Genomic DNA, 24,192 nt, shown 5'->3' with positions numbered 1-24,192 from the left:
TCGTCGTCCCGGCGTTCGTCGTTCCTGCCGAAGCCGGAACCGCCCTGCCCGAGCGCGACGTTGTTGGACGTGGCCCCGTCTCGTTAGATCGGAGCCGCTTGTTGTCGTCAGTGCTTGGCCGCCGCCGGCCGCTCCTTCTTCTTGTACATCGCCAGCATCCGCTGGGTGACGGCAAAGCCGCCGAAGATGTTGACGCTGGCCAGCACCACGCCCAGCAGCCCCAGCCACTTGGCGGTGGGCGATCCGCTCGCCGCGGCGGCGATCAGCGCGCCGACGATGATGACGGAGGAAATCGCGTTGGTCACCGCCATCAGCGGCGTGTGCAGCGCCGGCGTGACCGACCAGACCACGAAATAGCCGACGAAGCACGCCAGCACGAAGATCGACAGGATCGCTATGAAAGACATGATCTACTCCTGATCCTTCCGCGCGCAGAAGGGCTGACCCCCGGCGGCGCGCCGGTGGTGGAGATGCGCCGCGACCGGCGCCGACAGTTCCGAAACATTGCCACGGCGCCCCGCGCCGCGGCCCCCTCCCCGATGTGGGGAGGAAGGATCACGACAGCAGCCTCTGACTGACGATCTGGCCGTCGCGGGTCAGCCGCACGGCGTCCCCGATCTCCTCGTCCAGCACCGGCCGGCCGAGGTCCTTGTCCCAGAAGGCGGACAGGAAGTTGAACAGGTTGCGCGAAAACAGCGCGGAGGCATCCGCCGCCAGCCGCGAGGGCACGTTGCGATGCCCGACGATCTTGACGCCATGCCGCTCGACAATTTCGCCCGCGACCGCGCCCTCGACATTGCCGCCCTGCTCCACCGCCAGGTCGACGATGACGCTGCCCGGCCGCATGGTCGCGATCTGCGCGTCGCTGATCAGGCGCGGCGCGGGCCGTCCCGGGATCAGCGCGGTGGTGATCACGATATCCTGCTTGGCGATATGGCTGGAAACCAGCTCGGCCTGCGCCTTCTGATATTCCTCGCTCATCTCGGTCGCGTACCCGCCCGAGCCTTCGCCCTCGATCCCCTTCACATTCTCGACGAAGATCGGCTTGGCGCCGAGCGAGAGGATCTGCTCCTTGGTCGCGGAGCGCACGTCGGTGGCGGAGACCTGTGCCCCCAGCCGCCGCGCCGTGGCAATCGCCTGGAGCCCGGCAACGCCGACACCCATCACGAATACCTTGGCGGCCGATACCGTGCCCGCCGCGGTCATCATCATGGGAAAGGCGCGGTCATATTCCGCCGCGGCATCCAGCACCGCCTTGTAGCCCGAGAGATTCGACTGCGACGACAGGATGTCCATCGACTGCGCGCGAGTGATTCGCGGCATGAACTCCATCGCCAGCGCCTCGAGCCCGGCGGCGGCATAGGCGTCCACCCGTGCCCGTCCGCCCTGCTCGCCCGTGCCGAACGGGTTCAGCCCCGCAACCAGCCAGGCGCCCCGCTTGGCATTGGCGATCGAGGCCGGATCGGGGCCTTGGACGCCCAGGATGATGTCCGCCCCGTCGACCACCCCTGCCCGGTCGGCGACCGTGGCGCCCGCATCGCGGTACGCCTGGTCGGCGATCGAGGCGCTGGCGCCTGCGCCAGCCTCCACGGCCAGATCAGCGCCTAGCTGAATGAACTTCTTCACCGTTTCCGGTGTCGCCGCCACTCGCCGTTCGCCGTCCGCCCCCTCCTTGAGGACAGCGATCTTCATGGCTCAGGCGATCAGCCAGACGACGAACGCAACCAGCGCCACGCAGACGATCGTTCCCCACTTCAACATGCCCATGACTCTGCCATAGGTTGCTTCATGCGCCTTCATGTCGCCATGGTGATTTGCGCTGTGCTGGGCCATTGTAATCCTCTTTCCACTGCTTTGAAGTTCGTCTTAGTCCGGTCGGCGCCTTCGCCTCAAGCCTGCTTAAGCGAGCTTTTACTTGCATGCCATAAAGTGGGGCACTGGATGAAACGGGACGAATCATGACGCGAAACGGCCAGCGCATGCTGATGCTGATCGATGACGAGCCCGCGCAGCGCCGGCTGGTGGCGGCGCTCGCCTCGCGCGGTGGATGGCGCACCTTGTTCGCCAGCGATGCCGAAACGGCGATCGCCATGCTCGGCACGCAGGAGGGGATGCAGCTCGACGCCATCCTGTTCGATCATTGGGGGGAGGATGCCGATGCCTCCGCGTTGATCGCGGAACTGCGCGCCCGCCGGCCCGCGCTGCCGGTGCTGGTGGTGACCGCCAATGGCTCGGTCGCCCATGCGGTGAACGCGATGCGCGCCGGGGCGACCGACTTCCTCGTAAAGCCGCTCGCGCCCGAACGACTGCTCCAGGCGCTCGACGCCGCGGTGGCGGATACGGCGGCAGGAGAGCTTCGCCCGCTGACCGAAAAGATTCCGGCGATGCTTGGCTTCGACGAGATCGTCGGCTCCGCGCCGCAATTCCGCGCCGCGCTGGCGGTGGCGGCCAAGGCGGCCCGCGCCCGTGTCGCCGTCCTGATCGAGGGCGAAAGCGGCGTCGGCAAGGAAGTGGTGGCAGAGGCGGTGCACGCCGCCAGCCCGCGCGCGAAGAAGCCGATGCTGTCGGTGAATTGCAGCGCTTTGCCCGCCAATCAGCTCGACAGTGAATTGTTCGGCCACGAGACCGGTGCCTTCGCCGGCGCCTTCGATCGCAAGATCGGAAAGTTCGTGGAGGCCGATGGCGGTACCCTGTTCATCGACGATATCGGCGAAATGCCGCTGGAAACGCAGGCACGCCTCCTCGACACGATCCAGACCGGACTGGTTCACCCGCTCGGCGGCCGCCACCCGCGCGAGGTGGACGTGCGCGTCATCGTCGCCACCAGCAAGCGGCTGGTGGATGAGGTGGAGGCCGGCAATTTCCGCGAGGACCTGTACTTCCGCCTCAACATCGTGCCGGTCACCATCCCGCCGCTGCGCGAACGCGCGCAGGATATCCCCGCGCTCGCCCGCCACCTGCTCGCCCGCATCGCACTTCAGCCCGGCCTGCGTCAGCTGGGCATCACCGACGACGCGCTCGCGCTCCTGATGGACTATGACTGGCCCGGCAACGTGCGCCAGCTTCAGAACGCCCTGTTCCGCGCCGCAGTGCTGTGTGAGGGCGATGCGCTGACCCGCACCGATTTCCCGCAGATCGCGACGCTCAACACCCGCCGCGTCCGCACGCCCCAGCCGCAGCAGATGGCGACCTCAGGCGGCGTGGAGCTGTTCCGCCCGGACGGCAATCTGCGCATGCTGGAGGAGATCGAGGCAGACGTCATCCGCCTCGCCATCGGCCATTATCGCGGCCGAATGACGGAGGTCGCCCGTCGCCTCGGCATCGGTCGCTCGACGCTCTACCGCAAGCTGGGCGAGCTGGGCATCGACAACGCCGCCTGATTGGCGTCGGTCGCCCCTATTCGGCGGTCCCCGCCGCCTCCTTGCGCAGCCGTGCCGCCAGTGCGCGCTCCGACGCCTCAGCCAGCGCGCGGCAGGCGCCCGGCTCGGTCAGATAGCGCCCTGTCGCCCCGCCCTGGTCGGCATGGGCGGTGATCAGGATGTCGCACGGCATCGCCTTCATCGTGGCATAGGTCTGCGCAAAGGCATCACGAATCCCCGCACTCGTCGGCGCACTGTAACGATACCCCTCGGCCGACACCGGGTTGAGGCTCGAGGCAAACACGATCGTCCGGCATGTCGCGCCCTCGCACGCAGGCCAGCTCCAGCTCATGCTCCCGGTCGTATGCCCCGCGGTGCGATGCCCCGTCACCGTCACCTTGCCCAGCGTCAGCCGCTCGCCGTCCGCCAGCGTGCGCACCTTGGCCACGGGCGGAAAGCTGTGGTCATAGGCGAGTTGCGGATCGTCCTTGCCCAGCCGCCCCGTGCGCAGCCCCTCGGCGGCGCGATCGCTCGCCACCACCGTCGCGCCGGTATCGCGCACCAGCGCGGCAAGCCCGCCGGCATGGTCGAAATGCGGCTCGGTGCTCAGGATGTATTTGATGTCGCGGGGCTTGAACCCGAGCTTGCGAACATTGTCGAGGATTCGCGGCGCCGCCTGCGGCAGCGCGCCGTCGACCAGGATCAGCCCCGCGCCCGTATCGATCAATGCGACGCTCAGCCCGCCGAACCCGACCAGATAGGTGGTACCGAAGATCTTCTCCGGCGCGCGCGGTGCCAGCCACGTCGATTCGCGCTCAACGGCCAGCGGCCGGGTCAGCGGATCGCTCGCTTGCTGCCCGGCACCTGTACCCGGTCCGGTCGCCACGACGGGCCCAGCGGCGCTGCCGCCAATCAGCAGCGCGGCAACAACAATGCCGGTTCGGCACACCATGTAATGATCTCCCTTTCCCCGCCTTGTCGCCGCACGCCAGCGCGGCGACAAGAGGAGACGGGAGGGATGCGATGAGCGCTGCGCCGCCCGCGGCCAGTGACGCGCGGGCGGCGATACGCAGACTTACTGGTTCGCGTCGCCGCTCGCCTCGATCCGCGCCCAGCGCGCTTTGCGTTCGGCTCGCTGATATTCCTTGTTACGCCGCAGTTGATCGAAACCGGCGATCTTCTTCTTCGACAGCTTGGCGCCCAGTTCCGGGAACATCTCGTCCACCATCTGCGCGCGTTCCAGACGCTCGCGATACATGACCGGCGTTGTGGCAGTCGGGATCAGCACGGTGGAACTGAACGCCGGATCATTCAGGCCGCCGAAGGTGCCGAGCGGCGTCGGGGAGCCTGGCGCGGTGCCTGGCACGGAGAACGTGCTCTGCGCACTCGCGCTTCCACCAACGACCAGCAATGCTGCGGCTAGGACAACCTTCATCCGACCTCTCCTGCTACGATGTCTCGCCCCGTATCAGACGTCTGTCGGCCGAAGCTGTTCCAGTTTTGCTGCAGGGTCAACAGCTTGGCGACGATTTCGGGCGCCGGCCGCCGCTATCCTTCCTCGATCGCCCGCACCCAGTCGGGCAGCTCCGCCAGGTTCGCCAGCTCGCGAAATCGCGCCGCGTCGGTTGGCGGCGGCGCCACCTCATGCGACCAGGCGCCCGCCTGCGGCACATATGCGGCCCATGCCCCCGCGGCGAGCGCCGGCAGGACGTCCGAACGCATCGAATCGCCCGCCATCAGTGCATGGTCGGGCGGCACGCCGTAGCGTTCGAACAGCCGCGCAAAGGTTTCCTCCTTCTTGTCGCTGACGATCTCGATGCCGTGGAACATCTCGCCCAGTCCCGATGCGGCCAGCTTCATTTCCTGGTGCAGAAGGTCGCCCTTGGTGACGAGGACGAGCCGCGCGCGCTCCGCGAGGGCAGCCAGCGTGTCCTCGATGTCATCCAACAGCTCGACCGGATGCGCCAGCAGCGCGCGCCCTGCCTCCAGCACGTCGCCGATCGCCCGCGCGTCCGCGCCGAATTCCAGCGCCGTCTCGATCATCGACAGGGTGAAGCTCTTGGCGCCATAGCCGTACAGCGGCAGATTGCGCACCTCGACCGCCGCCAGCCGGTCGCGTGCGATCCCCGCCTCGGCAAAGGGTGCCAGCATCGCCACAAAGGCGTCCTCCGCCGCGGCGAAGAAGCGCATGTTGTGCCACAGGGTATCGTCGGCATCGAGGCATATGAGGTCGATCGGCATGGCGGCCCCTTTAACAGCGGCGCCGGCCGCGTCGCCAGCCGGGTTCATCTTTGGAACCGTCGCGTAACGAATTGTGTGAGCCGTCGCCGGGAACAATTGACGCCCCTCGTGCGATGATTTATTGACATGCCTGTCAGTAAGGAGCCGAACACATGGCCGCTAAGCTACCTCCCTTCCCCGGCAGCACCGGCCGGCGTGACTGGAACACAGCCTTCGACGCAATCAAGAAGCTGCTCAACAACGGCGACGACACGGTGCAGGTGTTCCGCATCATGCGCGCGTTGAACGTCGGCAGTACCGAATGGGGCTATGCCAAGCTGCTCGGCACCGAAGAGGGTGGCCGCATCGCCCGCGAACAGGCCGAACTGTCGGAGCGCTTTTCCGATCGTGCCTGGGTCGACAGCTTCGCGCCCGGCACTGTCGGCGCCGCCTATCGCGATTTCCTCGACAGCACCGGCTATTCGGCCGACGGCCTCGTCGCGGTCAGCCGCGAAGGCAATGACAATGTCGAGATCAACCATCCCTACGCCTGGTTTGGTCGCCGCACCCGCGACATCCATGACATCTGGCACGTGCTGACCGGCTACAAGGCCGACGAAAGCCTGGGCGAGGCGGCACTGGTCGCGTTCAGCTACGCCCAGGTCGGCGGTGCAGGCTGGGCCTTCATCGGCTCGGCCGCCGCGCTCAAGAGCCTGCGCATTACCAAGGGCACGCTGTTCGCCCGCGCCGTGCTCGAGGGATATCAGCGTGGCAAGGCTGCGAAATGGCTCGCCGGCGAGGATTATCTGAAGCTGATGCACGAGCCGCTCGGCGCCGCGCGCAAGCGCCTCGGCCTGACCGAGCCAGTGCTCTATCGCCGCGCGCAGGCGGAACTGGGTGAGGAAATGGCATCCTATCTCAGCCAGCGCCGCGAAGAGGCACAGCAGAAGGACATGCCGCTCGCCGCCTGACCCGCAGCATGGACGCAGGGCCGCCGGCAGCGGCGGTCCGCGACTGCATCAAACGCGACGCCTTTTAAAGGCAGCGCCTTTGAAGGCAGCGTCATCAAGAAAGGAAAAAAGCGCCAGCGCCCGGCTGTTCTCAGCCGGGCGCTGATCGCTGTTGGTGGGTCAGCCCTCGGCGGTCCGCTGGGCGGCGGTGGCCGCCTCGCGCTCCATCCGCTGGGTGCTCACCCGTTCGGCGCGGTCGGCCATGACGCCCCACGCCCGCGCTGCCCGCTCACATCGCTCGCGCACATTGTCGAGCGTTGCGGCGTTCGCATTGGCCGTTTCGGCGGCCGCGCGAGCGCGATAGGTGACGGCATCATCGGCCATGGTATCGCTCCTGAAAAAAACGGGCCGGCGATCGGCCGACCCGCATGTCCTTACTCCGCGGCTTCAAGCGCCACGGCGCTCGAACGGCCACGACGATCGGTCTCCATCTCATAGCTGACGCGCTGGTTCTGCTGCAGCGTGGCGAAGCCCGCGCGCTCGACGGCGGAGATGTGCACGAACGCGTCCGCGCCGCCATTGTCCGGCGCGATGAAGCCGAAGCCCTTGTCCATGTTGAAAAACTTTACGGTGCCGATCTGAGCCATGTGCTTATTCCTTCATTTTTGGCTGGCCGATCCAAAGAGCGGATCGTCCGGTGCCGCGGCAGCAGGGAAAGAAGGAAGAAGGTGCCGCAAAGCGCCAAAGACCGTTCGATTTGCGACTGTAGCCCCGCCGATATAGACAATATTCCTGAAAATAGCCAGCCCCGGCCCAGGCCGATATATTTTGGCGCGACCGTTGCGGAAATTACCCCGTTCCCCATGTAGATTTCATCGGTGGCAGTTCTGATCTGTAGGCGTCATCGGCTGAGAGACCGACGTGCTTTCGCTTACCCCTTCTGAAGGCACGATGATGGACCTCAACGAACTGTATTTCCGCCATCAGCTATCGATCGTGCGCGCCACGTCCGCGCCGACATTCGAGGCGCGCCATGCGCATCGCGGCCTCGCCGCCGGCTATGCTCGCCGCATCGCCGCTCTCCAGTCGGGCGACGCCATCGTTGCACTGGCGAGTGCGACGCTCCTGCGCCGCGATCGCCCGCGCCTCCGCCACTAGGCGCGCGCCGGCGCGCACAACACGGCGCTTTCGCCTTTTCCCAAGCCACAGTAGAGCGGCGGCGATGATCCGCCGGCTCGTGCTGACCGACGTGCGCAGCCATTCCGCGCTGGCGCTGTCCCCCGGGGCGGGGTTCGTGCTGCTCACCGGCCCCAATGGCGCGGGCAAGACCAATGTGCTGGAGGCGGTCTCGCTGCTCGCGCCCGGTCGCGGCCTGCGCCGCGCCAGCCTCGGCGATATCGCGCGCCGCGACGGGCCAGGCGGCTTCGGCATCGCCGCCACGCTGGACGACACGACGGAAATCGCCACCGGCACGCTGGCGAGCGCCCCCGAGCGCCGCGTCATCCGCATCAACGGCGCCGCCGCTCCTGGCAATGCGCTGGCGGAATGGCTGTCGGTGCTGTGGCTCACCCCCGCGATGGACCGGTTGTTCGTCGAACCCGCGAGCGAGCGCCGCCGCTTCCTCGATCGGCTGACGCTCGCGCTGGTGCCCGGTCACGCCACCGAATCGACCCGCTACGACGCCGCGATGCGCGCCCGCAACAAGCTGCTGGCGGAGCCCTTTCCCGACCGCGAGTGGCTCTCAGCGCTGGAGGCGCAAATGGCGCAGCATGGCGCGGCGATCGACGCCGCCCGGCGGGAGGCGGTAAGCGCGGTTTCCGCCCAACTTGCCGGCACCTCAGATACCGACTTCCCCCGCGCCACATTGGCCCTGGAGGGGTGGAGCGGCGACCTCGACGCGCTGCTCGCCGCGCTTGCCGCCGGCCGCGCGCGCGATGCCGCCGCCGGTCGCACCCTCGTCGGGCCGCACCGTGCCGATCTCCACGTCACCCATCGCGACAAGCAGATCGCCGCCGCTCAGGCCTCCACGGGCGAGCAGAAGGCATTGCTTCTGTCGATCGTCCTCGCCCATGCCGCGCTCGTGGGTGAGCGCCGCGGCCAGCCCCCGATCCTGCTGCTCGATGAGGTCGCCGCGCATCTCGACCCCGCCCGCCGCGCCGCGCTGTTCGACCGGCTCAGCGGCCATGCGCAGGTCTGGATGACCGGTACCGAGCCTGCGCTGTTCGCCGCGATCGGCGAGGATGCGACCCGCATCGCGCTCGGTTAGGCGCGCGACCCCACGCCCGACCCCGCCATAATCGCTGGACGCGCCCGCCCCGCGCGCTACCATCACCGTCATGGAGAGGAACACGCACCGCCCGGCCCGCGCCGGCGAGTGGCGTCTCGGCTGGCCTGTGGTCGTCGCGGCGATGATCGGCATCGGCACCGGGCCGGGGCTGTTCCAGAATCTGTCCAGCCTGTTCATCGCCGGCCCGGTGGGCGAATTCGGCTGGACGCGCGGCGACATCGCCACTGCCGCCGGCCTCGGGCTGCTCGGCGGCCTCACCGTCCCGTTCCTCGGCCGCCTCGCCGACCGCATCGGGGTGAAGGCGATCATCATCCTCGCCATGCTGCTGCTTGGCCTCGTCTATGCCGGAATGGCATCGCTCTCGGGGCCGCTGTGGCAATATCAGGTGCTGGTGTTCGGCCTCGCGCTCACCGTCCCGGGCACCAGCGCGATCGTCTATGGCAAGCTGATCGCCCAGCGGTTCGAGGGGCGGCGCGGCATTGCGCTGGGCGTCGCCACCTCCGGCATTTCGATCTCGTCGCTGGCGCTCGCCCCGGTGCTCGGCATCATCATCGCCGCTTATGGCTGGCGCGCGGGCTTCGTCGCACTCGGCCTCATCGTCGCGCTGCTCGCGCTTCCCGCCGTCCTTTACCTCCTGCGGCACGAACGGACTGCCCCCACCCGCCCCGATCCCGATGATCCCGCCGCAGCGCTGCCGGTCGAGGGCATGACCGGCGCGGAAACCCGGCGCGACACCCGCTACTGGCGGCTCGGCGCCACTGCGGCGCTGATCAACATCGCCAGCGTCGGCCTCGTCACCTCGCTCGTCCCGCTCGGCACCGATCGCGGCCTGACGCCCGCCGCCGCCGCCTTGCTCGTCACTGCCTTCGCCGCCAGCCAGGTCGTCGGCCGGCTCGTCATGGGCGCGCTGGTCGACCGCTACCGGCCGCAAGCGACCGCCGCCGCCTTCGCCACCGTGTCGGCGCTCGCCTTTGTCGGACTGCAACTCCCCGCGCCTGGCCTGCCGCTGATGCTGACGCTGGTGTTCCTCGCCGGGCTGATGAACGGCGCGGAGCATGATCTGCTGCCCTATCTCGCCACCCGCCTGTTCGGCCTGCGCGCCTTTGGGGAGCTTTACGGCCTGCTTGTGATGATCGGTCTGTTCGGCACCGCCACCGGCATCACTGCCTTCGGGCGGCTGTACGATGCCACCGGCAGCTATGGCGCCGCGCTCGCCATGGCGGCGATCGCGCTGGCGCTGGCGGCGGTTTTGTTCCTCACCCTGCGCGAACGGCCGCTCCCGCACGTCCAGGCGCACGCGCAACCGGCCTGAACGCGCGCCATTTCGCTTTCGTTGCAGCGCCGCCATGCCTATATGATTGGCATGGCAGATCAGCAGAATTCGAACGACTACGGCGCCTCCTCGATCAAGGTGCTGAAGGGCCTGGACGCGGTGCGCAAGCGGCCGGGCATGTACATCGGCGATACCGACGACGGATCGGGCCTCCACCACATGGTGTTCGAGGTTTCGGACAATGCGATCGACGAGGCGCTGGCCGGCCATTGCGACCGGATCGACATCACGCTGAACCCCGACGGCTCGGTCAGCGTCACCGACAACGGCCGCGGCATCCCGACGGGCATCCACCCGGAGGAAGGCGTCTCGGCCGCCGAGGTCATCATGACCCAGCTGCACGCCGGCGGTAAGTTCGAAAATACCTCGAACGACAATGCCTACAAGGTCTCCGGCGGCCTCCACGGCGTCGGCGTCTCGGTCGTCAACGCGCTGTCCGAATATCTCGATCTCACCATCTGGCGCGACGGTGAGGAGCATTACATGCGCTTCACCCATGGCGACGCCGTCGCTCCGCTGAAGGTCGTCGGCAAGGCGCCTGAGGGGAAGAAGGGCACCCGCGTCACCTTCCTCCCCTCGCCCGCCACCTTCAAGATCACCGAGTTCGACTTCGAGAAGCTGGAGCACCGCTATCGCGAGCTCGCCTTCCTCAACTCGGGCGTCCGCCTGTTCCTCACCGACGCACGTCACGAGGAGCCCAAGACGGTCGAGCTCTATTACGAGGGCGGCATCGCCGCGTTCGTGAAGTGGCTGGATCGCACCAAGGCCGCGCTGTTCCAGGAGCCGATCGCCATTTCCGGCCAGCGTGACGATATCGGTATCGACGTCGCGCTGCAGTGGAATGATTCCTACTACGAAAACGTCCTGTGCTTCACCAACAACATCCCGCAGCGTGACGGCGGCACCCACCTCGCCGCCTTCCGCTCGGCACTGACGCGTACGCTCAATGCCTATGCCGACAAGTCGGGGATGCTGAAGAAGGAGAAGGTCTCGCTCACCGGCGACGACATGCGTGAGGGGCTGACCGCAATCGTCTCGGTCAAGCTGCCGGACCCGAAATTCTCCTCGCAGACCAAGGACAAGCTGGTCAGCTCCGAGGTGCGCCAGCCGCTCGAAAGCCTGCTCGCCGACAAGATGGCCGACTGGCTGGAGGAAAACCCCCAGAACGCGCGCCAGATCATCCAGAAGGTGATCGACGCCGCCGCCGCGCGCGAGGCGGCGCGCAAGGCACGCGACGCCAGCCGCAAGACGGTGATGGGATCGATGGGCGGCCTCCCCGGCAAGCTGCACGATTGCCGCGAGAAGGATCCGGCCAAGTCCGAACTGTTCATCGTGGAGGGCGATTCGGCCGGCGGCTCTGCCAAGTCGGGCCGCAACAGCGAGTTCCAGGCGATCCTGCCGATCCGCGGCAAGATCCTCAACGTCGAGCGCGTGCGCGAGGATCGCATGCTCTCGTCGAAGGAGATCATCTCGCTGATCCAGGCGATGGGCACCGGCATCGGCCGCGACGAGTTCAACCTCGAGAAGCTGCGCTACCACAAGATCGTCATCATGACCGACGCAGACGTTGACGGCGCGCACATCCGCACGCTGCTGCTGACGTTCTTCTATCGCCAGATGCCCGATCTGATCAGCGCGGGGCACCTCTATATCGCCCAGCCGCCGCTTTATAAGGCGACGCGCGGCAAGGCCGTCGAGTACCTCAAGGACGAGGCGGCGCTCGACGATTACCTCGTCCGCAACGGGACGCAGGCGACGACGCTCGATGGCGTCGGCACCGGTGCGCCGCTGTTCAACCTCGTCGATCACGCGCGCCGCATGCGCACGCTGATGCGCTACGTGCCGCGCCGCTACGATCCGGTGATCATCGAGACGCTGGCGCTCGGCGGCGCGCTCGATCCGCAGATCGCGCCGGATGAACGCGCCACCCGCCTCGCGCAGGTGACCCGCCGGCTCGACCAGGGCGACCCCGAGGCCCGCTGGACGGCACAGATGACGCCGGAGGGCGGCTTCCACTTCCAGCGCTTCTGGCGCGGCGTGACCGATCACCACATCGTCGAGGCCGCGTTCGTCGCGTCGGCGGAGGCGCGCAAGCTGCACGGCCTCGCTGCCGAACATGCCGACCTCTACGACAGCGCGCGCAAGCTCGTCTCGCTCAAGGCCGGCGACCGCACCGAGGAACCGGCGCCCGATGCGACGCTCGACGGCGCGATCGTCGATGAGGGCGAGGCGGATGAGGCGCTGGTGATCGGCAAGGGCGAAACGCTCGTCGCCCGCCCGTCGCAGCTGTTGGAGGCGATCCTCGCCGCCGGGCGCAAGGGCCTTGCGATCCAGCGCTACAAGGGTCTTGGCGAAATGAACGCCGAGCAATTGTGGGAAACGACGCTCGATCCCAACAACCGCTCGATGCTGAAGGTCGCGATCGACCAGGCCGACGTCGCGGACGAGATCTTCACCCGCCTGATGGGCGACGTGGTCGAGCCGCGCCGCGAGTTCATCCAGGAGAACGCGCTCAGCGTCGCCAACCTCGACGTCTGATCGCACATCGCGAACGAAGGGGGCGCCGGCGCGGCCGGTGCCCCTTCCCCGCGCACGCCGCGTCGCTCAGCCCGCGTGCCGCCGCACCCAGCCGGCAAAGCGGTCCATCCAGCCTTGCAGGAACGCACGACTGCCAGCGGCGATCGTGCCGTCCGCATCCAGCATCGCGTCGCTCCACTGGATGAACGCCTCCGGCTGCCCCAGCGTCGGCATATCGAGATAGGCCAGGATGTTGCGCAGGTGCTGCTGCGCCAGCGCCGTGCCGATCTTGCCCTGCGACACCCCGATGATGCCGGCCGGCCGCCCCGCCCACACGCTCTCCCCCGGCGGGCGCGATCCATGGTCGAGCGCGTTCTTCAGAACCCCGGGGATCAATCGATTATATTCGGGCGTGACGAACAGCACGCCGTCGGCCTCCGCAATCGGGCGCTTCAGCCGCCGTACCGGCTCGGCCGGGTCTGCCTCCTCGTCCTGGTTGTAGAGTGGCAGGTGGCCGATGGGCACGTCGTGAAAGGAAAGGTCGGCCGGTGCCAGGCGAAGCAGCGCGTCGTGCAGTCGCCGGTTGAGCGAATCGCGCCGCAGGCTGCCGACGATCGAGGCGATGCGCAAAGCCATGACATACTCCTGTTGGCCGCCACCCCGACATGAAAGGCGCGGCCACGGCTACGGTTCCCCTATCCAGCCCCGCCCCAGCGGAACGATTGCCGCCCCCGCCAGTCGTAGCGGGATGACCGACGATCCTTCCGATCCGTTCCTTCCCGATCCCCACGCCCCCGATCCTGCCACCCCCGGCCGCGCGATCCCGTCGGGCCGCATCGCCCGGCTCGGCACCTACGGGCGGCTTGCCGGCGGCGTCGCGGGCGGGATGCTGGCGGAGGGCGCACGCCGCCTCGCCGCCGGAGAGCGGCCGCGCCTTGGCGATCTGGTGCTGACCCCGGCCAACGCCACCCGCGTCGCCGATCGCCTGTCGCACCTGCGCGGCGCGGCGATGAAGCTTGGCCAGATGATCTCGATGGACGCCGGCGACATGCTGCCGCCCGAACTCGCCACCATCCTCGCCCGGCTGCGCAACCAGGCCTATCGCATGCCCCCGCAACAGCTCAACAAGGTGCTGAAGGCCGAATGGGGCGCCGACTGGCGCCGCCGCTTCGCCCGGTTCGAGGCAACGCCGATCGCCGCCGCCTCGATCGGCCAGGTCCACCGCGCCACCCTGCCCGACGGCCGGCGCCTCGCGATCAAGGTCCAATATCCCGGTGTCGCGAACAGCATCGACGCCGATGTCGACAATGTCGCGACGCTGCTGCGCGTCTCGAACCTCCTCCCCTCGACGCTCGATATCGCCCCGCTCCTCACCGAGGCGAAGCGCCAGCTGCGCGAGGAGGCGGATTACCTGCGCGAGGGCGAACAGATGCGCGCCTATCGCGATCGTCTGGCCGGCGACGATCGCTACGTCGTCCCCGGCCTCGAACCCGCGCTCACCACTCGCCGCGTGCTCGCGATGGAGTTCATCGACGGCCGCCCGATCGAGACGCTGGAGGGCGCCGACCAGCCCGCGCGCGATGCCGCGATGGATGCGCTGGTCAGCCTCGTGCTGCGCGAATTGTTCGAATTCCGGGTGATGCAGACCGACCCCAATTTCGCCAATTACCGCTGGCAACCCGACACCGGCCGGCTGGTGCTGCTCGATTTCGGGGCCACCCGCGCCGTGCCCGCCGCCACCGCAGAGGCCTATACCCGCCTCATCCACGCCGGCCTCGCACGTGATCGCGACGCGATGCGCGATGTCGCGATCGAGACCGGCTTCATCGGCGCCCGCGCAGCGGCGGCGCACCGCCCGGCAGTCGACCGGATGATCGCGGCGGTCGACGCCACCATCCACCGCCCCGGCCCCTTCGACTTCGGCGACCGCGCCTTCGTCCCCGTGATCCGCGAGGAAGCCAAGGCGATGATCGAGGATCGCGCCACCTGGCACGTCCCCGACGTGGAGACCTTGTTCGTCCAGCGCAAGGTCAGCGGCACCGCCCTCCTCGCCGCCCGGCTGAAGGCGCGCGTCGACGTGCGCACCCTCGCCGCGGAGGCAACCGACGCGCCCCCGCCGCCCTGACGATCCGGCCCGCCGGGCGACTCCCTCGACAAAGCAGGACGCGCGCTCCACTCTGCGGGCCGCCGTTCTGGCGATCCCACGTCCCTGCCTTCAGGAAGCCTCCGCGTGCCCGCCCGATTCATCCCCGCCGCCCTCATCCCGCCCGCCCTGCTTAGCGCCGCACTGATGCCGCTCCCCGCTGCCGCCGCGCCGGCATCGTTCGACCGCGCACTCGGCGAGTTCCGGGACACGCACCGCCGCGTCGTGGCGGAGGCGGGGATCGTCGGCAGCAGCTTCTATTTCCTGCGCGACGGGCGCACCGCCGTCGCCGACCATATCGGCTATCAGGACGCCGCCACGCGTACCCCGGTCGATGCGCGCACGATCTTCCACTGGGCGTCGATCACCAAGACGATGACCGGCATCGCGATCATGCAATTGCGCGACCGCGGCCTGCTCACGCTCGACGATCCGATCACCCGCTACGTGCCGGAGCTTGCCGCCGTCCATAATCCGCACGGCAGCAACGATGCGATCACGCTTCGCCACCTGATGAGCCATTCCGCCGGCTATGGTGGCCCCACCTGGCCGTGGCGCGAGGCCGCGTGGCAACCGTTCGAGCCGGCGCGCTGGTCGCAGCTTGTCGCCATGCTCCCCTACACCCAGGTCCAGTTCCGCCCCGGCAGCCGCTTCAGCTATTCCAACCCCGGCATCGTCTATCTCGGCCAGGTGATCGAACGCCTCTCGGGCGAGGATTGGGAGGTTTATGTCGACAAGAACATCCTGCGCCCGCTCGGCATGTACGACAGCTATTTCGATCGCACCCCGCCGCACCTCCTGCCGCACCGCTCGCACAGCTATCTGATCCGCGATGGCAAGCGGGTGGAGGCGCCGTTCGACGCCGACACCGGCGTCACCGTCTCCAACGGCGGCCTGAACGCGCCGATGCCCGACATGGCAAAATACGCCACCTTCCTCCTCGGCGACCCCGCCGCCGCAGCGCGGCACGATCTGGTGCTCAAGCGATCCTCGCTGGAGGAAATGTGGGCGCCGCAGATCGCCGCCGGCGAGGATTATTCGCAAGGCCGAATGGCACCCGCGACGAAGGCCGGCCTGTCCTTCTTCATCGACCAGGCCCCCGGCGGCCTCACCTTCATCGGCCACAATGGCGACCAGAACGGCTTTCGCGCCTATCTCAGCCTCTGCCCCGCCCGCCGCGCCGCCAGCCTGCTCGCCTTCAACACCGAAACGCGCGCGGTCGAAAACACCCCCTCCAACCGCACCACCGCCGAATCCCGCATCGCCCTGGCCACCGACCGCCTGTGCGAGGCGCTGCCCCTACCGCCGCGGCAAAACCGTGATCCCGCTAGCGACCGCTTCCAGAACGAGGGCTGATGGTCCGAGATTGGGAGGTTAGCTGCCGTTTTGCTTGAACAAGCGTCGGAAGGACGCCTGTCGTCGAGCGGACCGCGCCCGATGTTCGGCCGCTGCCCGCTCTTGGAACTCGGAACGGCTGTAGCCGGTTGCCCAACGGTAAAGTGAGATGAGCATGATGGCGAACGTCCCGGCAACGCCCAACACAAGGGCGCCGAAAACAGCCGGACCGTCGCGTGAAAAGCCTAAAGCCTCAAGTGCGCCGATTACCGCAAGGCTCAAGAAGACCGGGACGCCCCAGACGAGGCGTTGACCAAAGGCGAACACCGGGTTGTATTTGCGGTGCGCCCAGTCTCGATCCATCCAGTTGATCAGCGCGCGCAACATAAAGGCTCCCTCCCTGCCACCGTCTTAACGGTTACCGCCAAGGTCCGCTATTGGGCGACAGCTGCCTGTCTGCTTTAAACGCCCCGCGCGCGATAGCGAACGGCCGAGATTGGGTGGAAAGCGGACGTTCCTTATGGGTGGTCAAACGCTTTAACTTGACGCGCCACCGGGCACGCATGTGGCGCAAGTTCAAGCTTGACGATCTCGCGTCGGCCAAACGCGGGGCTAACAACAAACGAGACTCGCACTCGCGAGTCGGGTCGGACCAAACCGCCCGCCGTTGAGACTGAGTGGAATGTCGGGCGGATTTCTCCCGAACCATAGTTGAATATAAGTCCGTTGACACTCCACTCTTCATTCCCTGTGGCAATCTTTGTTCCGTAGGGAGAGCCGGGACGAAAGTATTGCAAACAGCCTTCTACTGACTGTGCCTCTCCTGCCACAACGGCATTGCGGATTGCGGCGGTATCTCGGACTTCAGTCGTGATGATACAAGCGCAGATCACTAACCATATAGCCGCAAATATCGGCAGTGAGCGACGCGAACGCCAACGCCCTCTGACTGCCAGCCATGCCAACATCACGAGAACGACGCCCGGAAGCAAAAAGATCGCGAAGAACCAGTAGGCCGGTTGAATGAGGTTTGTTTGCCCGGTCAGATCGAATACGGTCTGGAAGGTCGGGTTCATGGCTCAATGCTAGGCGCCAGCTCGAATGTCCGCAATTGGGGCGGAAGCAGAACGGCCGCTTTTGGAGTCGACAGCGTCGATGCGGAACGGCCGACAACGGGTGGAGAGCTGCCATTAGCCAGCCAACGCCAATGCGAAGAGCAGCGTCGAGGCTGCTCCAAGCGCACTCCTGACGTTGTGCAGCTTTCCCCAACGCACCAGCATCGCTCGGCTTCCAGGGCCCGCCTCACCAACCTGCATCGCCATCAAGCGTTTGTTGACCGGCATGATAGCGAGGAGCGTGAATGGCCAGTTGGCGAGCAACAGGATGCTTCCAGCAAACCAGCGCCAATCAGCCGAGTAATACCCAACGATCAGCCCCGCCGCGCCCCCGAGGACCGCTAAGCCCGACTGGATCGGAAGCGCTCGCTTGTAGCTGGGCTGCCACTGCGCCAGCAATGGACCATCTGCTAAACCAAGACGCGCAGGATGTTCGACGAGACTTATGTAGAGTGCAGCGCCCGCGAAGAGCGTGGCAAGAACGAGAGCAGCGGTCGCAAGTTGAACCATGATCATTCCTCAGCATCAGCCGGGAAGACGCGAACCTCATGTGTCAGCGCCTTCCCAAACGCGTTGGGTTGACGCCGCGGCTGGGAAGAACCCGATGAGCGGGCGCAGGAGCTACCGACCTGCCACTCTATTTTCGGCGTCCGCAGGATGCCCCGCGAGGGCGCCAAATACAAGGCGGCGAATGCCTGCTCGTGGGGCGCTTCCCGTCCATCCGCTTCGATGAATCTGCCACCCGCGCCGCCCCCATCCTGCCGGCGCGCGCGAGCGGCCGCTCACTTCCCCGCGCCAGCAACCCACGGCAGCACCTTGTCCAGCGGCAGTTGCTCGGCGGTGCCGCGATGCCCCGTCACCGTCCGCGCGGCGAACAGCGAGTTGATCACCGCTTCCTCGGTCGCCTCCGCCGCCGCCTGGAACAGCGGCGACATTGCCTCGTTGCGCAGCTCGGCCGCCGTGGCACCGACCGCCCCCGCCTTCCCTTCCTCGCGGCGCACCGCCGCATGGGTGGAAAAGGCAATCGCATAATCACCCGATCCGTTGGAGAAGGATGATCCGGTCCGCCCGATCCCGATGAACGCGCGCTCGGCGATCCGGCGCAGGTTGCGGTCGGAAAGCGGCGCGTCGGTCGCGATCACGATCACCACCGATCCATCCGCCGTGCCGCGTTCCACCCGCCCGGCGAACTCGTGCCGCCCCAGCCGCTGGCCCACCGGCACGCCCGCGATGTTGAGCACCCCGCCGTAATTGCTCTGCACCAGCACGCCGAGCGTCCAGCCGCCCATTGCGGCCGGCAAGCGGCGTGACGCCGTGCCGATCCCGCCCTTATATTCGAACGCGACCGTTCCCGTGCCCGCGCCCACCGCGCCCTCCGCCACCGGCCCCTCGCGCGCGGCCTCGATCGCGCGGCGCGCATCGGCGATGGTCACGCGCCGGCGGCGGATGTCGTTCAGGAAGCCGTCGTTGGTCTCCCCCACCACCGCGTTCACCGATCGCACCTTTTCGTTGCCCGGCTGCGCCAGCGTCCATTCGACCGCCGCCGCCATCGCCTCGGGCACGTTCAGCGTGTTGGTCAGCAGGATCGGCGTCTCGATCTCGCCCAGCTCCACGACCTGAGTCGACCCGGCGAACTTGCCAAAGGCGTTATAGGCGACGAACCCCGCCGGCACGCGCGATCGGAAGACGTTGCCGCCATGCGGCACGACGGCGGTGACGCCGGTATGCACGTCGCGCCCCTCCTCGATCGTGACATGCCCCACCCGCACGCCGGCGACATCGGTGATCGCGTTGCGCGGCCCTGCCGGCAGCACGCCGATCGTCACCCCCGCCTCCCGCGCGCGCGGCGCCTCCGCCTTACCGCCCTGCCCCGCGATCGCCGCGGCGGAGGTGATCGCCAGCAATCCGGCCGCCGCGATTGTCTTGCCCAAGGTCAAATCCTCTTCCCCCTCTGTCGCCGCAACGCGGGGCTCGGCATCATCCGCCCCCCGCTCCGCGCCTTGTCGTTCCTGTTGCATCACGCCCACCTATGAAAAGCATCGCCCGCCTGCGCCAATGCCAAAAGTGACAGGCCCTCCAATCTGGCGTCCTGCCCCCCGACGCGGCTAGGCTCCTCCGCGACAAGAACGATGGGAGAGAGAGACCATGGCCTATACACCCTTTGACCTCAGCGGGCGCGCCGCGCTGATCACCGGCGGCAATGGCGGGATCGGCATCGGCATGGCGGATGCGCTGGCGCAGGCCGGGGCCGATGTGGTCATCTGGGGCAACAATCCGGCGAAGAACGAGGCGGCCGAGGCGCGCCTCGCGCAGCATGGCACCCGAATCATCGTCGACCGCGTCGATGTGGCGGATGAGGCGGCGGTCGATGCGGGCGTGGCGCGCGCGCTGGAGGCGCTCGGCCGGCTCGATTTCGTCGCCGCCAACGCCGGCGTCGGCGAAGGCGCCGACAGCTTCGACACGATGAGCACCGATCTGTGGCGCCGCGTGCTGGCGGTCAATCTCGATGGCGTGTTCTGGACGCTGCGCGCCGCCGCCCGCCACATGGTCGCCCGCGCACAGGATGGCGATCCCGGCGGCTCGCTGCTCGCTACCTCCTCCACCTCCGCGGTGCACGGCGCGCCACGCAACCAGGCCTATGCCGCGACCAAGGGCGCGCTGCTCCCGATGATGCGCGGCCTCGCGGTCGAATATGCCCGCCACGGCATCCGCGCCAACGCCATCCTCCCGGGCTGGATCGCCACCGACATGACGGCGCGGGCGCAGGGCAATCACCGCTTCAATGAAAAGGTCATTTCCCGCGTGCCGATGCGCCGCTGGGGTGAGCCGGAGGACTTCGGCGGCCTCGCCGTCTATCTCGCCTCCGATGCCTCGCGATTCCACACCGGCGACACGTTCACGATCGACGGCGGCTACACGATCTATTGATCGCATTTGGCGCGAAAACCGGCCTGTTCGCGCGATCTGGCCACGACAGGCCGCGAACAGGCCAATTGTCGCCAGTGCGGTCGCACGCGAGGCCGCCGGCAGGCCGCGGGTCGGGCGCCGGCGGCCGGCCGTTCGCGACAGGGTGGCGGCCGGTGGCGCGATCTCCTACATGGCCGCGCATGACCGAAATCACCGTCGCCGCGCTTCAGCTCGCCTTTTCCGCCGACATGGACGCCAACATCGCCAACGTCTCCCGCCTCGTTCGGGAAGCGGCGTCGCGCGGTGCCCAGGTCATCCTCCCGCCCGAATTGTTCGAGGGCGAATATTTCTGCCGGGTCGAGGATGAAGGGCTGTTCGCCAACGCTCGCCCCACGGCCGAGCACCCCGCCGTTCTTGCCATGCAGTCGCTGGCATCGGAGCTAAAGGTCACTATTCCCACCAGTTTCTTCGAAGCCGATGGCCCGCACCATTACAACAGCCTCGCGATGATCGGCCCCGACGGCAAGGTGCAGGGCGTCTATCGTAAAAGCCACATTCCTGACGGCCCGGGCTATGAAGAGAAATTCTACTTCCGCCCCGGCAACACCGGATTCAAGGTCTGGGACGGCCCGGCCGAAAGCAAGGGCGCGAAGCTCGGCGTCGGCATCTGCTGGGACCAATGGTATCCCGAAACCGCCCGCGCCATGATGCTGATGGGTGCGGAAGTTTTGTTCTATCCCACCGCGATAGGCAGCGAACCTCATGACACGTCGCTGGATACCGCACGCCTCTGGCGGCGCGCGATGGTCGGCCATGCCGTCTCCAACGTCGTGCCCGTGGTCGCGGCCAACCGCATCGGCGTCGAACACGATCAGACCTTCTACGGCACCAGCTTCATCTGCGACGAACGCGGCGACATCCTGGCGGAGCTTGGCCGCGAGGAAGAGGGCGTGATTACCGCCACGATCGACATTGATCGCGTGAAGCGCCACCGCGCCGCCTTCGGCTTCTTCCGCGATCGCCGGCCGGAACTGTACGGCCGGCTGACCGCGGACGTCTGATCCCAACCGGTCAGCGCCGGCTCAGGCTGGCGGCCAGTTCCACATGGGTTGACCAGCGGAACTGGCCGACCGGCTGGATCCAGTCGATCTGCCAGCCGCCCTCGACCATTGTCTTCACATCACGTGCGAAGCTGCTGGGATTGCACGAAACATAGGCGAGCTTCGGCGTCTTCGATCCCGCCAGTGCCTGCGCCTGCTCCTTGGCGCCGGCGCGGGGCGGATCGATCACGACGGCGCTGAACCGGTCAAGCTCGGCCGGGGTCAGCGGCCTCCGGTACAGGTCGCGATGCTCGGTGAACACCGTGCGATGTGATCGCGCCGCCGCCGCCTTCAACGCCATGATCGCCTCGCGCCCCGCCTCCGCGGCATAGACCCTGCCGGGCAGTGCCAGTGCAAAGGTGCCCAGCCCCGCAAACAGGTCCGCCACGACGCCCTCGCCGGTCACCACCTCACGCACCGCGGCAACCAGCGCCGCCTCGCCCTCGCGCGTTGCCTGCAGGAAAGACGCCGGCGGCAGCGGCACCGGCACGCCGCCAAGCGTAATGGTGACCGCTTCCGGCTCCCAGCGCACCTCGGGGCCGTAGCCCTCGTCGAAGGCCACGCGCGCCAGTCGGTTACCCTCTGCGAACGCTGTGATCGCCTCTGCCGCTGCCAGCCCCTCCGGCATCACGCCATTGATCAGCAGGTCGACGCCCTGATCGGCCAGCGTCAGATGCACGTCCAGCCGACGGCGCGGTCGCAGAACATGGATCAGCCGCCGCAGCGGCGCGACCAGCGCGAACAGTTCTGGCGCCAGCACATGGCATTCGGCAAGGTCAACGATCGCATGGCTCTTCTCCATCGAAAAGCCGATCCGGCCCGAGCTTTCCGCATGAAGCGTGGCACGCCGCCTGGTTCGCGGTGGCGACAGCGCCGGCGCCCGGATCGCCGCCTCCAGCCCCTGAGTGGCCAACGCACTGCTGATCCGATCGAGGATGAACTGGCTCCAGCTGGCGTCGTCCAGATGCTGCAACTGGCAACCGCCACATTCGGGGAAGTGACGGCACGGCGGCACCTGGTGATGTGGCCCCGCCTCAATGTCACCGCCGGGCAGCACGCGATCGCCGGGCGCCGCAAAGGGCACATGGCGCCCATCCGCCGTCACGCCTTCGCCGCGGGCGGCAACCCGCACGATCTCATCAACATCAATCACAGCTATTACTCACAAATCATCGTTTTCACGGCAGGTCATGCCGTGAGTGTCAGGTGGCCCACTAGGTCGTCGGCGATGAAGGCTGCTCCCGCCCGTCGTGCCGCCTCGGCGTGAAGCCACACCCCTTGGACTGCCGCCTCCATCGGCTCAAGCCCTGCCGCCAATCGCGCGCCGATCACGCCGGCAAGCACGTCGCCGGTACCCGCCGTCGACAGCCAGCTACTGCTGCCCGAATGAACGATGACCCGGCCGTCCGGGGCGGCGATCACTGTGTCGGGGCCCTTGTGCACGACGACCGCCCCGGTCCTTTCTGCCGCGGCGACGGTCCGGTCGATCTTGCTGCCCGAACCCCTGCCGAACATCGCTTCGAACTCGCCAGCATGCGGCGTGAGGATCGCGGCGCCGGCACATCGACGATCATCCATCAGGCGCAGGGCATCGCCATCGATCACCAGCGGTCGCCCGCTGGCGAGCGACGCAACTAGGCGCTCTTCGGCACGTTCGTCCCGCCCCAGCCCCGGCCCAATCACGAGTGCGCCGATCCGTTGATCCTCCAGCGCCTCCGCCGTGAACCGCCGCCTGACGATCGCATGCGGCAGCCGGTCGGTCGCGCTGCCGAGCAGCAGGACATAGCCGGCGCCAGCCCGCGCCGCCGCACTGGCCGCCAGCGCCCCCGCGCCCGGCATCGCGCCCGCAACCACGGCAACCATCCCGCGCGAATATTTATGCGCCGACGCCGCGGGCGGCTCGATCACGGGCGCTGCTGCCGCGCGCACCCGGCTCGGCGCCTCGAGCCCAATGTCGACGAAGCGCACCGTGCCGCACTGCGCCGCGGCAGGCTGGAGCAGATGGGCCGGCTTCACCGCCCCCATCGCCAGCGTCAGGTTCGCGGGGGGCAGATCGGAGAGGCAGACGCCATCGTCCGTCGACACCCCGCTCGGCACATCGACGGCAATCGTGAGCCGCGCCGCCGTCATCAATCTGCGCAGCGGGCCCGACACCCCCTCGTCCAGCGCACGCGACAATCCGATGCCGAAGATCGCATCGACCAGGATCGGCGCCGGGAGCGCCTCCGCCAGGGCCTCCACCTCCTCGCCCCAGCGTTCGCGCGCGGCACGCGCTTGCGGGGTCGTCGCCGGCGCAAAGGTAGCCACGCGGACCGGCAGCCCGGCGCGGCGCAACGCGGCGGCCGCGACATAGCCGTCGCCACCATTGTTGCCCGGCCCGCACAGAACCAGCACTTCCGCGCCTGCCGCCAGCCGGCGCACCTGCTCCGCCACGGCTGCGCCCGCTCGCGCCATCATTTCGTCGGCGCTGACCCCCGCCGCTATAGCGCGCGCCTCAGCCTTGCGGGTGTCCGCCGCCGTCAGCATCGCCTGCCCATCGATCGGGATCATTGCGCCTCTCCGCTGATCCTGGCGGGCAGCCGGTAACGGTCACCCGCCACGGACACTTCGATCACGTTCTTGCCCACCAAGGCGACCTGCGCCGGCTCCGCACCGTCGGCCGCCCGAACGCCGCGGCCATCCTCCGTCACCAGAAGCCGGCGAAACCCACCGTCCGGGTGTCGCAGCGTGAGGACGACGCCGGCATCACGCTCGGCGCGATCCACCGTGCACGAGGGGGTAAACGCCCCCGCGTTCGCCAGCGCGCAGGGCAGCCGCGCCGGTCCGGCCGCCGCGGCCTGTTCGCCGCCTCTCGCAACCGCGGTCGGCTCGCCGCCAACCGGTGCGTCCTGTCGCGCCTCGCCGCACGCGGCGAGCATGACCAGTA

26 protein-coding genes are annotated in these 24,192 nt (G+C 67.9%); 10 read left to right on the top strand and 16 right to left on the bottom strand.

The window, feature by feature from the left end; translation table 11 throughout:
• Nucleotides 1–107: 107 nt before the first annotated feature.
• The 3 genes from XM50_RS08655 to XM50_RS19650 all read right to left on the bottom strand — a co-directional run bounded on the left by XM50_RS08655 (nt 108) and on the right by XM50_RS19650 (nt 1,833).
• Nucleotides 108–407 carry an NAD(P) transhydrogenase subunit alpha gene (locus XM50_RS08655; RefSeq protein WP_046408906.1) on the bottom strand — a complete coding sequence of 100 codons (300 nt, stop codon included), beginning with the start codon at nt 405–407 and terminating at the stop codon, nt 108–110.
• 148 nt (nt 408–555) lie between these two features.
• Nucleotides 556–1,692, bottom strand: coding sequence for an NAD(P) transhydrogenase subunit alpha (locus XM50_RS08650; protein ID WP_046408905.1), 1,137 nt, complete (start codon nt 1,690–1,692; stop codon nt 556–558).
• 3 nt (nt 1,693–1,695) lie between these two features.
• A complete protein-coding gene (locus tag XM50_RS19650) occupies nt 1,696–1,833 on the bottom strand; it encodes an aa3-type cytochrome c oxidase subunit IV (RefSeq protein ID WP_082102894.1) in 138 nt (45 codons plus the stop codon).
• Nucleotides 1,834–1,958: 125 nt separating this feature from the next.
• Here XM50_RS19650 and XM50_RS08645 point away from each other — a divergent pair, with 125 nt between their 5' ends.
• On the top strand, nt 1,959–3,380 hold the full coding sequence (locus XM50_RS08645) for a sigma-54-dependent transcriptional regulator (RefSeq protein ID WP_046408904.1): 1,422 nt from the start codon (nt 1,959–1,961) through the stop codon (nt 3,378–3,380).
• 16 nt (nt 3,381–3,396) lie between these two features.
• Here XM50_RS08645 and bla read toward each other — a convergent pair whose 3' ends face one another.
• From bla to XM50_RS08630, 3 genes are all read right to left on the bottom strand, one after another.
• Nucleotides 3,397–4,311, bottom strand: coding sequence for a subclass B3 metallo-beta-lactamase (gene bla / locus XM50_RS08640; RefSeq protein WP_052742510.1), 915 nt, complete (start codon nt 4,309–4,311; stop codon nt 3,397–3,399).
• A 123-nt stretch (nt 4,312–4,434) separates the two neighbouring features.
• Nucleotides 4,435–4,794 (bottom strand): hypothetical protein, encoded by a 360-nt coding sequence (locus tag XM50_RS08635; RefSeq protein WP_136451846.1) that lies wholly within the window; start codon nt 4,792–4,794, stop codon nt 4,435–4,437.
• 113 nt (nt 4,795–4,907) lie between these two features.
• Complete coding sequence (locus XM50_RS08630) at nt 4,908–5,600, bottom strand: HAD family hydrolase (protein ID WP_046408972.1); 693 nt, start codon at nt 5,598–5,600, stop codon at nt 4,908–4,910.
• 152 nt (nt 5,601–5,752) lie between these two features.
• Between XM50_RS08630 and XM50_RS08625 the strand changes: the two genes are divergently transcribed.
• Complete coding sequence (locus XM50_RS08625; RefSeq protein WP_046408902.1) at nt 5,753–6,550, top strand: Coq4 family protein; 798 nt, start codon at nt 5,753–5,755, stop codon at nt 6,548–6,550.
• A gap of 159 nt (nt 6,551–6,709) precedes the next feature.
• Here the strand turns inward: XM50_RS08625 and XM50_RS08620 are convergent, their stop codons facing one another.
• Nucleotides 6,710–6,913 (bottom strand): hypothetical protein, encoded by a 204-nt coding sequence (locus tag XM50_RS08620; RefSeq protein ID WP_046408901.1) that lies wholly within the window; start codon nt 6,911–6,913, stop codon nt 6,710–6,712.
• Nucleotides 6,914–6,963: 50 nt separating this feature from the next.
• The gene (locus XM50_RS08615) at nt 6,964–7,176 is read right to left on the bottom strand and encodes a cold-shock protein (protein ID WP_046408900.1); all 213 of its coding nucleotides are present in this window, start codon (nt 7,174–7,176) and stop codon (nt 6,964–6,966) included.
• 274 nt (nt 7,177–7,450) lie between these two features.
• On the opposite strand from XM50_RS08615, the gene XM50_RS08610 reads away from it, so the two are divergent.
• The 4 genes from XM50_RS08610 to gyrB all read left to right on the top strand — a co-directional run bounded on the left by XM50_RS08610 (nt 7,451) and on the right by gyrB (nt 12,687).
• On the top strand, nt 7,451–7,687 hold the full coding sequence (locus XM50_RS08610; RefSeq protein ID WP_156167211.1) for a hypothetical protein: 237 nt from the start codon (nt 7,451–7,453) through the stop codon (nt 7,685–7,687).
• Nucleotides 7,688–7,751: 64 nt separating this feature from the next.
• Entirely contained in the window at nt 7,752–8,795 is a 1,044-nt protein-coding gene (gene recF / locus XM50_RS08605; RefSeq protein WP_046408898.1) for a DNA replication/repair protein RecF, read from the top strand.
• Nucleotides 8,796–8,865: 70 nt separating this feature from the next.
• A complete protein-coding gene (locus tag XM50_RS08600; protein ID WP_046408897.1) occupies nt 8,866–10,128 on the top strand; it encodes an MFS transporter in 1,263 nt (420 codons plus the stop codon).
• A 51-nt stretch (nt 10,129–10,179) separates the two neighbouring features.
• The gene (gyrB, locus tag XM50_RS08595) at nt 10,180–12,687 is read left to right on the top strand and encodes a DNA topoisomerase (ATP-hydrolyzing) subunit B (protein ID WP_046408971.1); all 2,508 of its coding nucleotides are present in this window, start codon (nt 10,180–10,182) and stop codon (nt 12,685–12,687) included.
• A 66-nt stretch (nt 12,688–12,753) separates the two neighbouring features.
• On the opposite strand, the gene XM50_RS08590 is transcribed toward gyrB, so the two are convergent.
• Nucleotides 12,754–13,302, bottom strand: coding sequence for an NADPH-dependent FMN reductase (locus tag XM50_RS08590; protein ID WP_046408896.1), 549 nt, complete (start codon nt 13,300–13,302; stop codon nt 12,754–12,756).
• 112 nt (nt 13,303–13,414) lie between these two features.
• Here XM50_RS08590 and XM50_RS08585 point away from each other — a divergent pair, with 112 nt between their 5' ends.
• Complete coding sequence (locus tag XM50_RS08585; RefSeq protein ID WP_046408895.1) at nt 13,415–14,791, top strand: ABC1 kinase family protein; 1,377 nt, start codon at nt 13,415–13,417, stop codon at nt 14,789–14,791.
• A gap of 105 nt (nt 14,792–14,896) precedes the next feature.
• A complete protein-coding gene (locus tag XM50_RS08580) occupies nt 14,897–16,165 on the top strand; it encodes a serine hydrolase domain-containing protein (RefSeq protein ID WP_052742509.1) in 1,269 nt (422 codons plus the stop codon).
• 18 nt (nt 16,166–16,183) lie between these two features.
• Here XM50_RS08580 and XM50_RS08575 read toward each other — a convergent pair whose 3' ends face one another.
• From XM50_RS08575 to XM50_RS08565, 4 genes are all read right to left on the bottom strand, one after another.
• On the bottom strand, nt 16,184–16,531 hold the full coding sequence (locus XM50_RS08575) for a hypothetical protein (RefSeq protein WP_046408894.1): 348 nt from the start codon (nt 16,529–16,531) through the stop codon (nt 16,184–16,186).
• 131 nt (nt 16,532–16,662) lie between these two features.
• The gene (locus tag XM50_RS20080) at nt 16,663–17,220 is read right to left on the bottom strand and encodes a hypothetical protein (RefSeq protein ID WP_156167210.1); all 558 of its coding nucleotides are present in this window, start codon (nt 17,218–17,220) and stop codon (nt 16,663–16,665) included.
• Between the two features lie 114 nt (nt 17,221–17,334).
• Nucleotides 17,335–17,769: a DUF1772 domain-containing protein gene (locus XM50_RS08570; RefSeq protein ID WP_082102919.1), complete on the bottom strand. Its 435-nt coding sequence runs from the start codon at nt 17,767–17,769 to the stop codon at nt 17,335–17,337.
• A gap of 272 nt (nt 17,770–18,041) precedes the next feature.
• On the bottom strand, nt 18,042–19,190 hold the full coding sequence (locus XM50_RS08565; RefSeq protein WP_231621906.1) for a DmpA family aminopeptidase: 1,149 nt from the start codon (nt 19,188–19,190) through the stop codon (nt 18,042–18,044).
• A gap of 214 nt (nt 19,191–19,404) precedes the next feature.
• Between XM50_RS08565 and XM50_RS08560 the strand changes: the two genes are divergently transcribed.
• Together XM50_RS08560 and aguB are read left to right on the top strand one after the other, a co-directional pair.
• Entirely contained in the window at nt 19,405–20,187 is a 783-nt protein-coding gene (locus XM50_RS08560; RefSeq protein WP_046408892.1) for an SDR family NAD(P)-dependent oxidoreductase, read from the top strand.
• 179 nt (nt 20,188–20,366) lie between these two features.
• A complete protein-coding gene (gene aguB, locus XM50_RS08555; RefSeq protein ID WP_046408890.1) occupies nt 20,367–21,227 on the top strand; it encodes an N-carbamoylputrescine amidase in 861 nt (286 codons plus the stop codon).
• Between the two features lie 10 nt (nt 21,228–21,237).
• Here the strand turns inward: aguB and XM50_RS08550 are convergent, their stop codons facing one another.
• From XM50_RS08550 to XM50_RS08540, 3 genes are read right to left on the bottom strand one after another with little or no spacing between them, the layout of a single operon-like run.
• Entirely contained in the window at nt 21,238–22,416 is a 1,179-nt protein-coding gene (locus XM50_RS08550; protein WP_156167220.1) for a class I SAM-dependent RNA methyltransferase, read from the bottom strand.
• 38 nt (nt 22,417–22,454) lie between these two features.
• The gene (locus XM50_RS08545) at nt 22,455–23,816 is read right to left on the bottom strand and encodes a bifunctional ADP-dependent NAD(P)H-hydrate dehydratase/NAD(P)H-hydrate epimerase (RefSeq protein ID WP_046408887.1); all 1,362 of its coding nucleotides are present in this window, start codon (nt 23,814–23,816) and stop codon (nt 22,455–22,457) included.
• Nucleotides 23,813–24,184 (bottom strand): hypothetical protein, encoded by a 372-nt coding sequence (locus XM50_RS08540; RefSeq protein ID WP_052742508.1) that lies wholly within the window; start codon nt 24,182–24,184, stop codon nt 23,813–23,815. Before XM50_RS08540 ends, XM50_RS08545 begins: the two co-directional genes overlap by 4 nt.
• Between the last annotated feature and the right edge of the window lie 8 nt (nt 24,185–24,192).

The organism is Sphingomonas sp. Ag1, assembly GCF_000980895.1.
Classification (GTDB): domain Bacteria; phylum Pseudomonadota; class Alphaproteobacteria; order Sphingomonadales; family Sphingomonadaceae; genus Sphingomonas; species Sphingomonas panaciterrae.
The sequence above is the reverse complement of the archived record's forward strand: the minus strand, read 5'-3'. Positions and strand labels throughout refer to the sequence as shown.

What these genes read in the sequence shown, in the direction of transcription:
- XM50_RS08655 (WP_046408906.1), bottom strand. Translation starts at nt 407, where the DNA reads ATGTCTTTCATAGCGATCCTGTCGATCTTCGTGCTGGCGTGCTTCGTC.
- XM50_RS08650 (WP_046408905.1), bottom strand. Translation starts at nt 1,692, where the DNA reads ATGAAGATCGCTGTCCTCAAGGAGGGGGCGGACGGCGAACGGCGAGTG.
- XM50_RS19650 (WP_082102894.1), bottom strand. Translation starts at nt 1,833, where the DNA reads ATGGCCCAGCACAGCGCAAATCACCATGGCGACATGAAGGCGCATGAA.
- XM50_RS08645 (WP_046408904.1), top strand. Translation starts at nt 1,959, where the DNA reads ATGACGCGAAACGGCCAGCGCATGCTGATGCTGATCGATGACGAGCCC.
- bla (WP_052742510.1), bottom strand. Translation starts at nt 4,311, where the DNA reads ATGGTGTGCCGAACCGGCATTGTTGTTGCCGCGCTGCTGATTGGCGGC.
- XM50_RS08635 (WP_136451846.1), bottom strand. Translation starts at nt 4,794, where the DNA reads ATGAAGGTTGTCCTAGCCGCAGCATTGCTGGTCGTTGGTGGAAGCGCG.
- XM50_RS08630 (WP_046408972.1), bottom strand. Translation starts at nt 5,600, where the DNA reads ATGCCGATCGACCTCATATGCCTCGATGCCGACGATACCCTGTGGCAC.
- XM50_RS08625 (WP_046408902.1), top strand. Translation starts at nt 5,753, where the DNA reads ATGGCCGCTAAGCTACCTCCCTTCCCCGGCAGCACCGGCCGGCGTGAC.
- XM50_RS08620 (WP_046408901.1), bottom strand. Translation starts at nt 6,913, where the DNA reads ATGGCCGATGATGCCGTCACCTATCGCGCTCGCGCGGCCGCCGAAACG.
- XM50_RS08615 (WP_046408900.1), bottom strand. Translation starts at nt 7,176, where the DNA reads ATGGCTCAGATCGGCACCGTAAAGTTTTTCAACATGGACAAGGGCTTC.
- recF (WP_046408898.1), top strand. Translation starts at nt 7,752, where the DNA reads ATGATCCGCCGGCTCGTGCTGACCGACGTGCGCAGCCATTCCGCGCTG.
- XM50_RS08600 (WP_046408897.1), top strand. Translation starts at nt 8,866, where the DNA reads ATGGAGAGGAACACGCACCGCCCGGCCCGCGCCGGCGAGTGGCGTCTC.
- gyrB (WP_046408971.1), top strand. Translation starts at nt 10,180, where the DNA reads ATGGCAGATCAGCAGAATTCGAACGACTACGGCGCCTCCTCGATCAAG.
- XM50_RS08590 (WP_046408896.1), bottom strand. Translation starts at nt 13,302, where the DNA reads ATGGCTTTGCGCATCGCCTCGATCGTCGGCAGCCTGCGGCGCGATTCG.
- XM50_RS08585 (WP_046408895.1), top strand. Translation starts at nt 13,415, where the DNA reads ATGACCGACGATCCTTCCGATCCGTTCCTTCCCGATCCCCACGCCCCC.
- XM50_RS08575 (WP_046408894.1), bottom strand. Translation starts at nt 16,531, where the DNA reads ATGTTGCGCGCGCTGATCAACTGGATGGATCGAGACTGGGCGCACCGC.
- XM50_RS20080 (WP_156167210.1), bottom strand. Translation starts at nt 17,220, where the DNA reads ATGAACCCGACCTTCCAGACCGTATTCGATCTGACCGGGCAAACAAAC.
- XM50_RS08570 (WP_082102919.1), bottom strand. Translation starts at nt 17,769, where the DNA reads ATGGTTCAACTTGCGACCGCTGCTCTCGTTCTTGCCACGCTCTTCGCG.
- XM50_RS08560 (WP_046408892.1), top strand. Translation starts at nt 19,405, where the DNA reads ATGGCCTATACACCCTTTGACCTCAGCGGGCGCGCCGCGCTGATCACC.
- aguB (WP_046408890.1), top strand. Translation starts at nt 20,367, where the DNA reads ATGACCGAAATCACCGTCGCCGCGCTTCAGCTCGCCTTTTCCGCCGAC.
- XM50_RS08545 (WP_046408887.1), bottom strand. Translation starts at nt 23,816, where the DNA reads ATGATCCCGATCGATGGGCAGGCGATGCTGACGGCGGCGGACACCCGC.
- XM50_RS08540 (WP_052742508.1), bottom strand. Translation starts at nt 24,184, where the DNA reads ATGCTCGCCGCGTGCGGCGAGGCGCGACAGGACGCACCGGTTGGCGGC.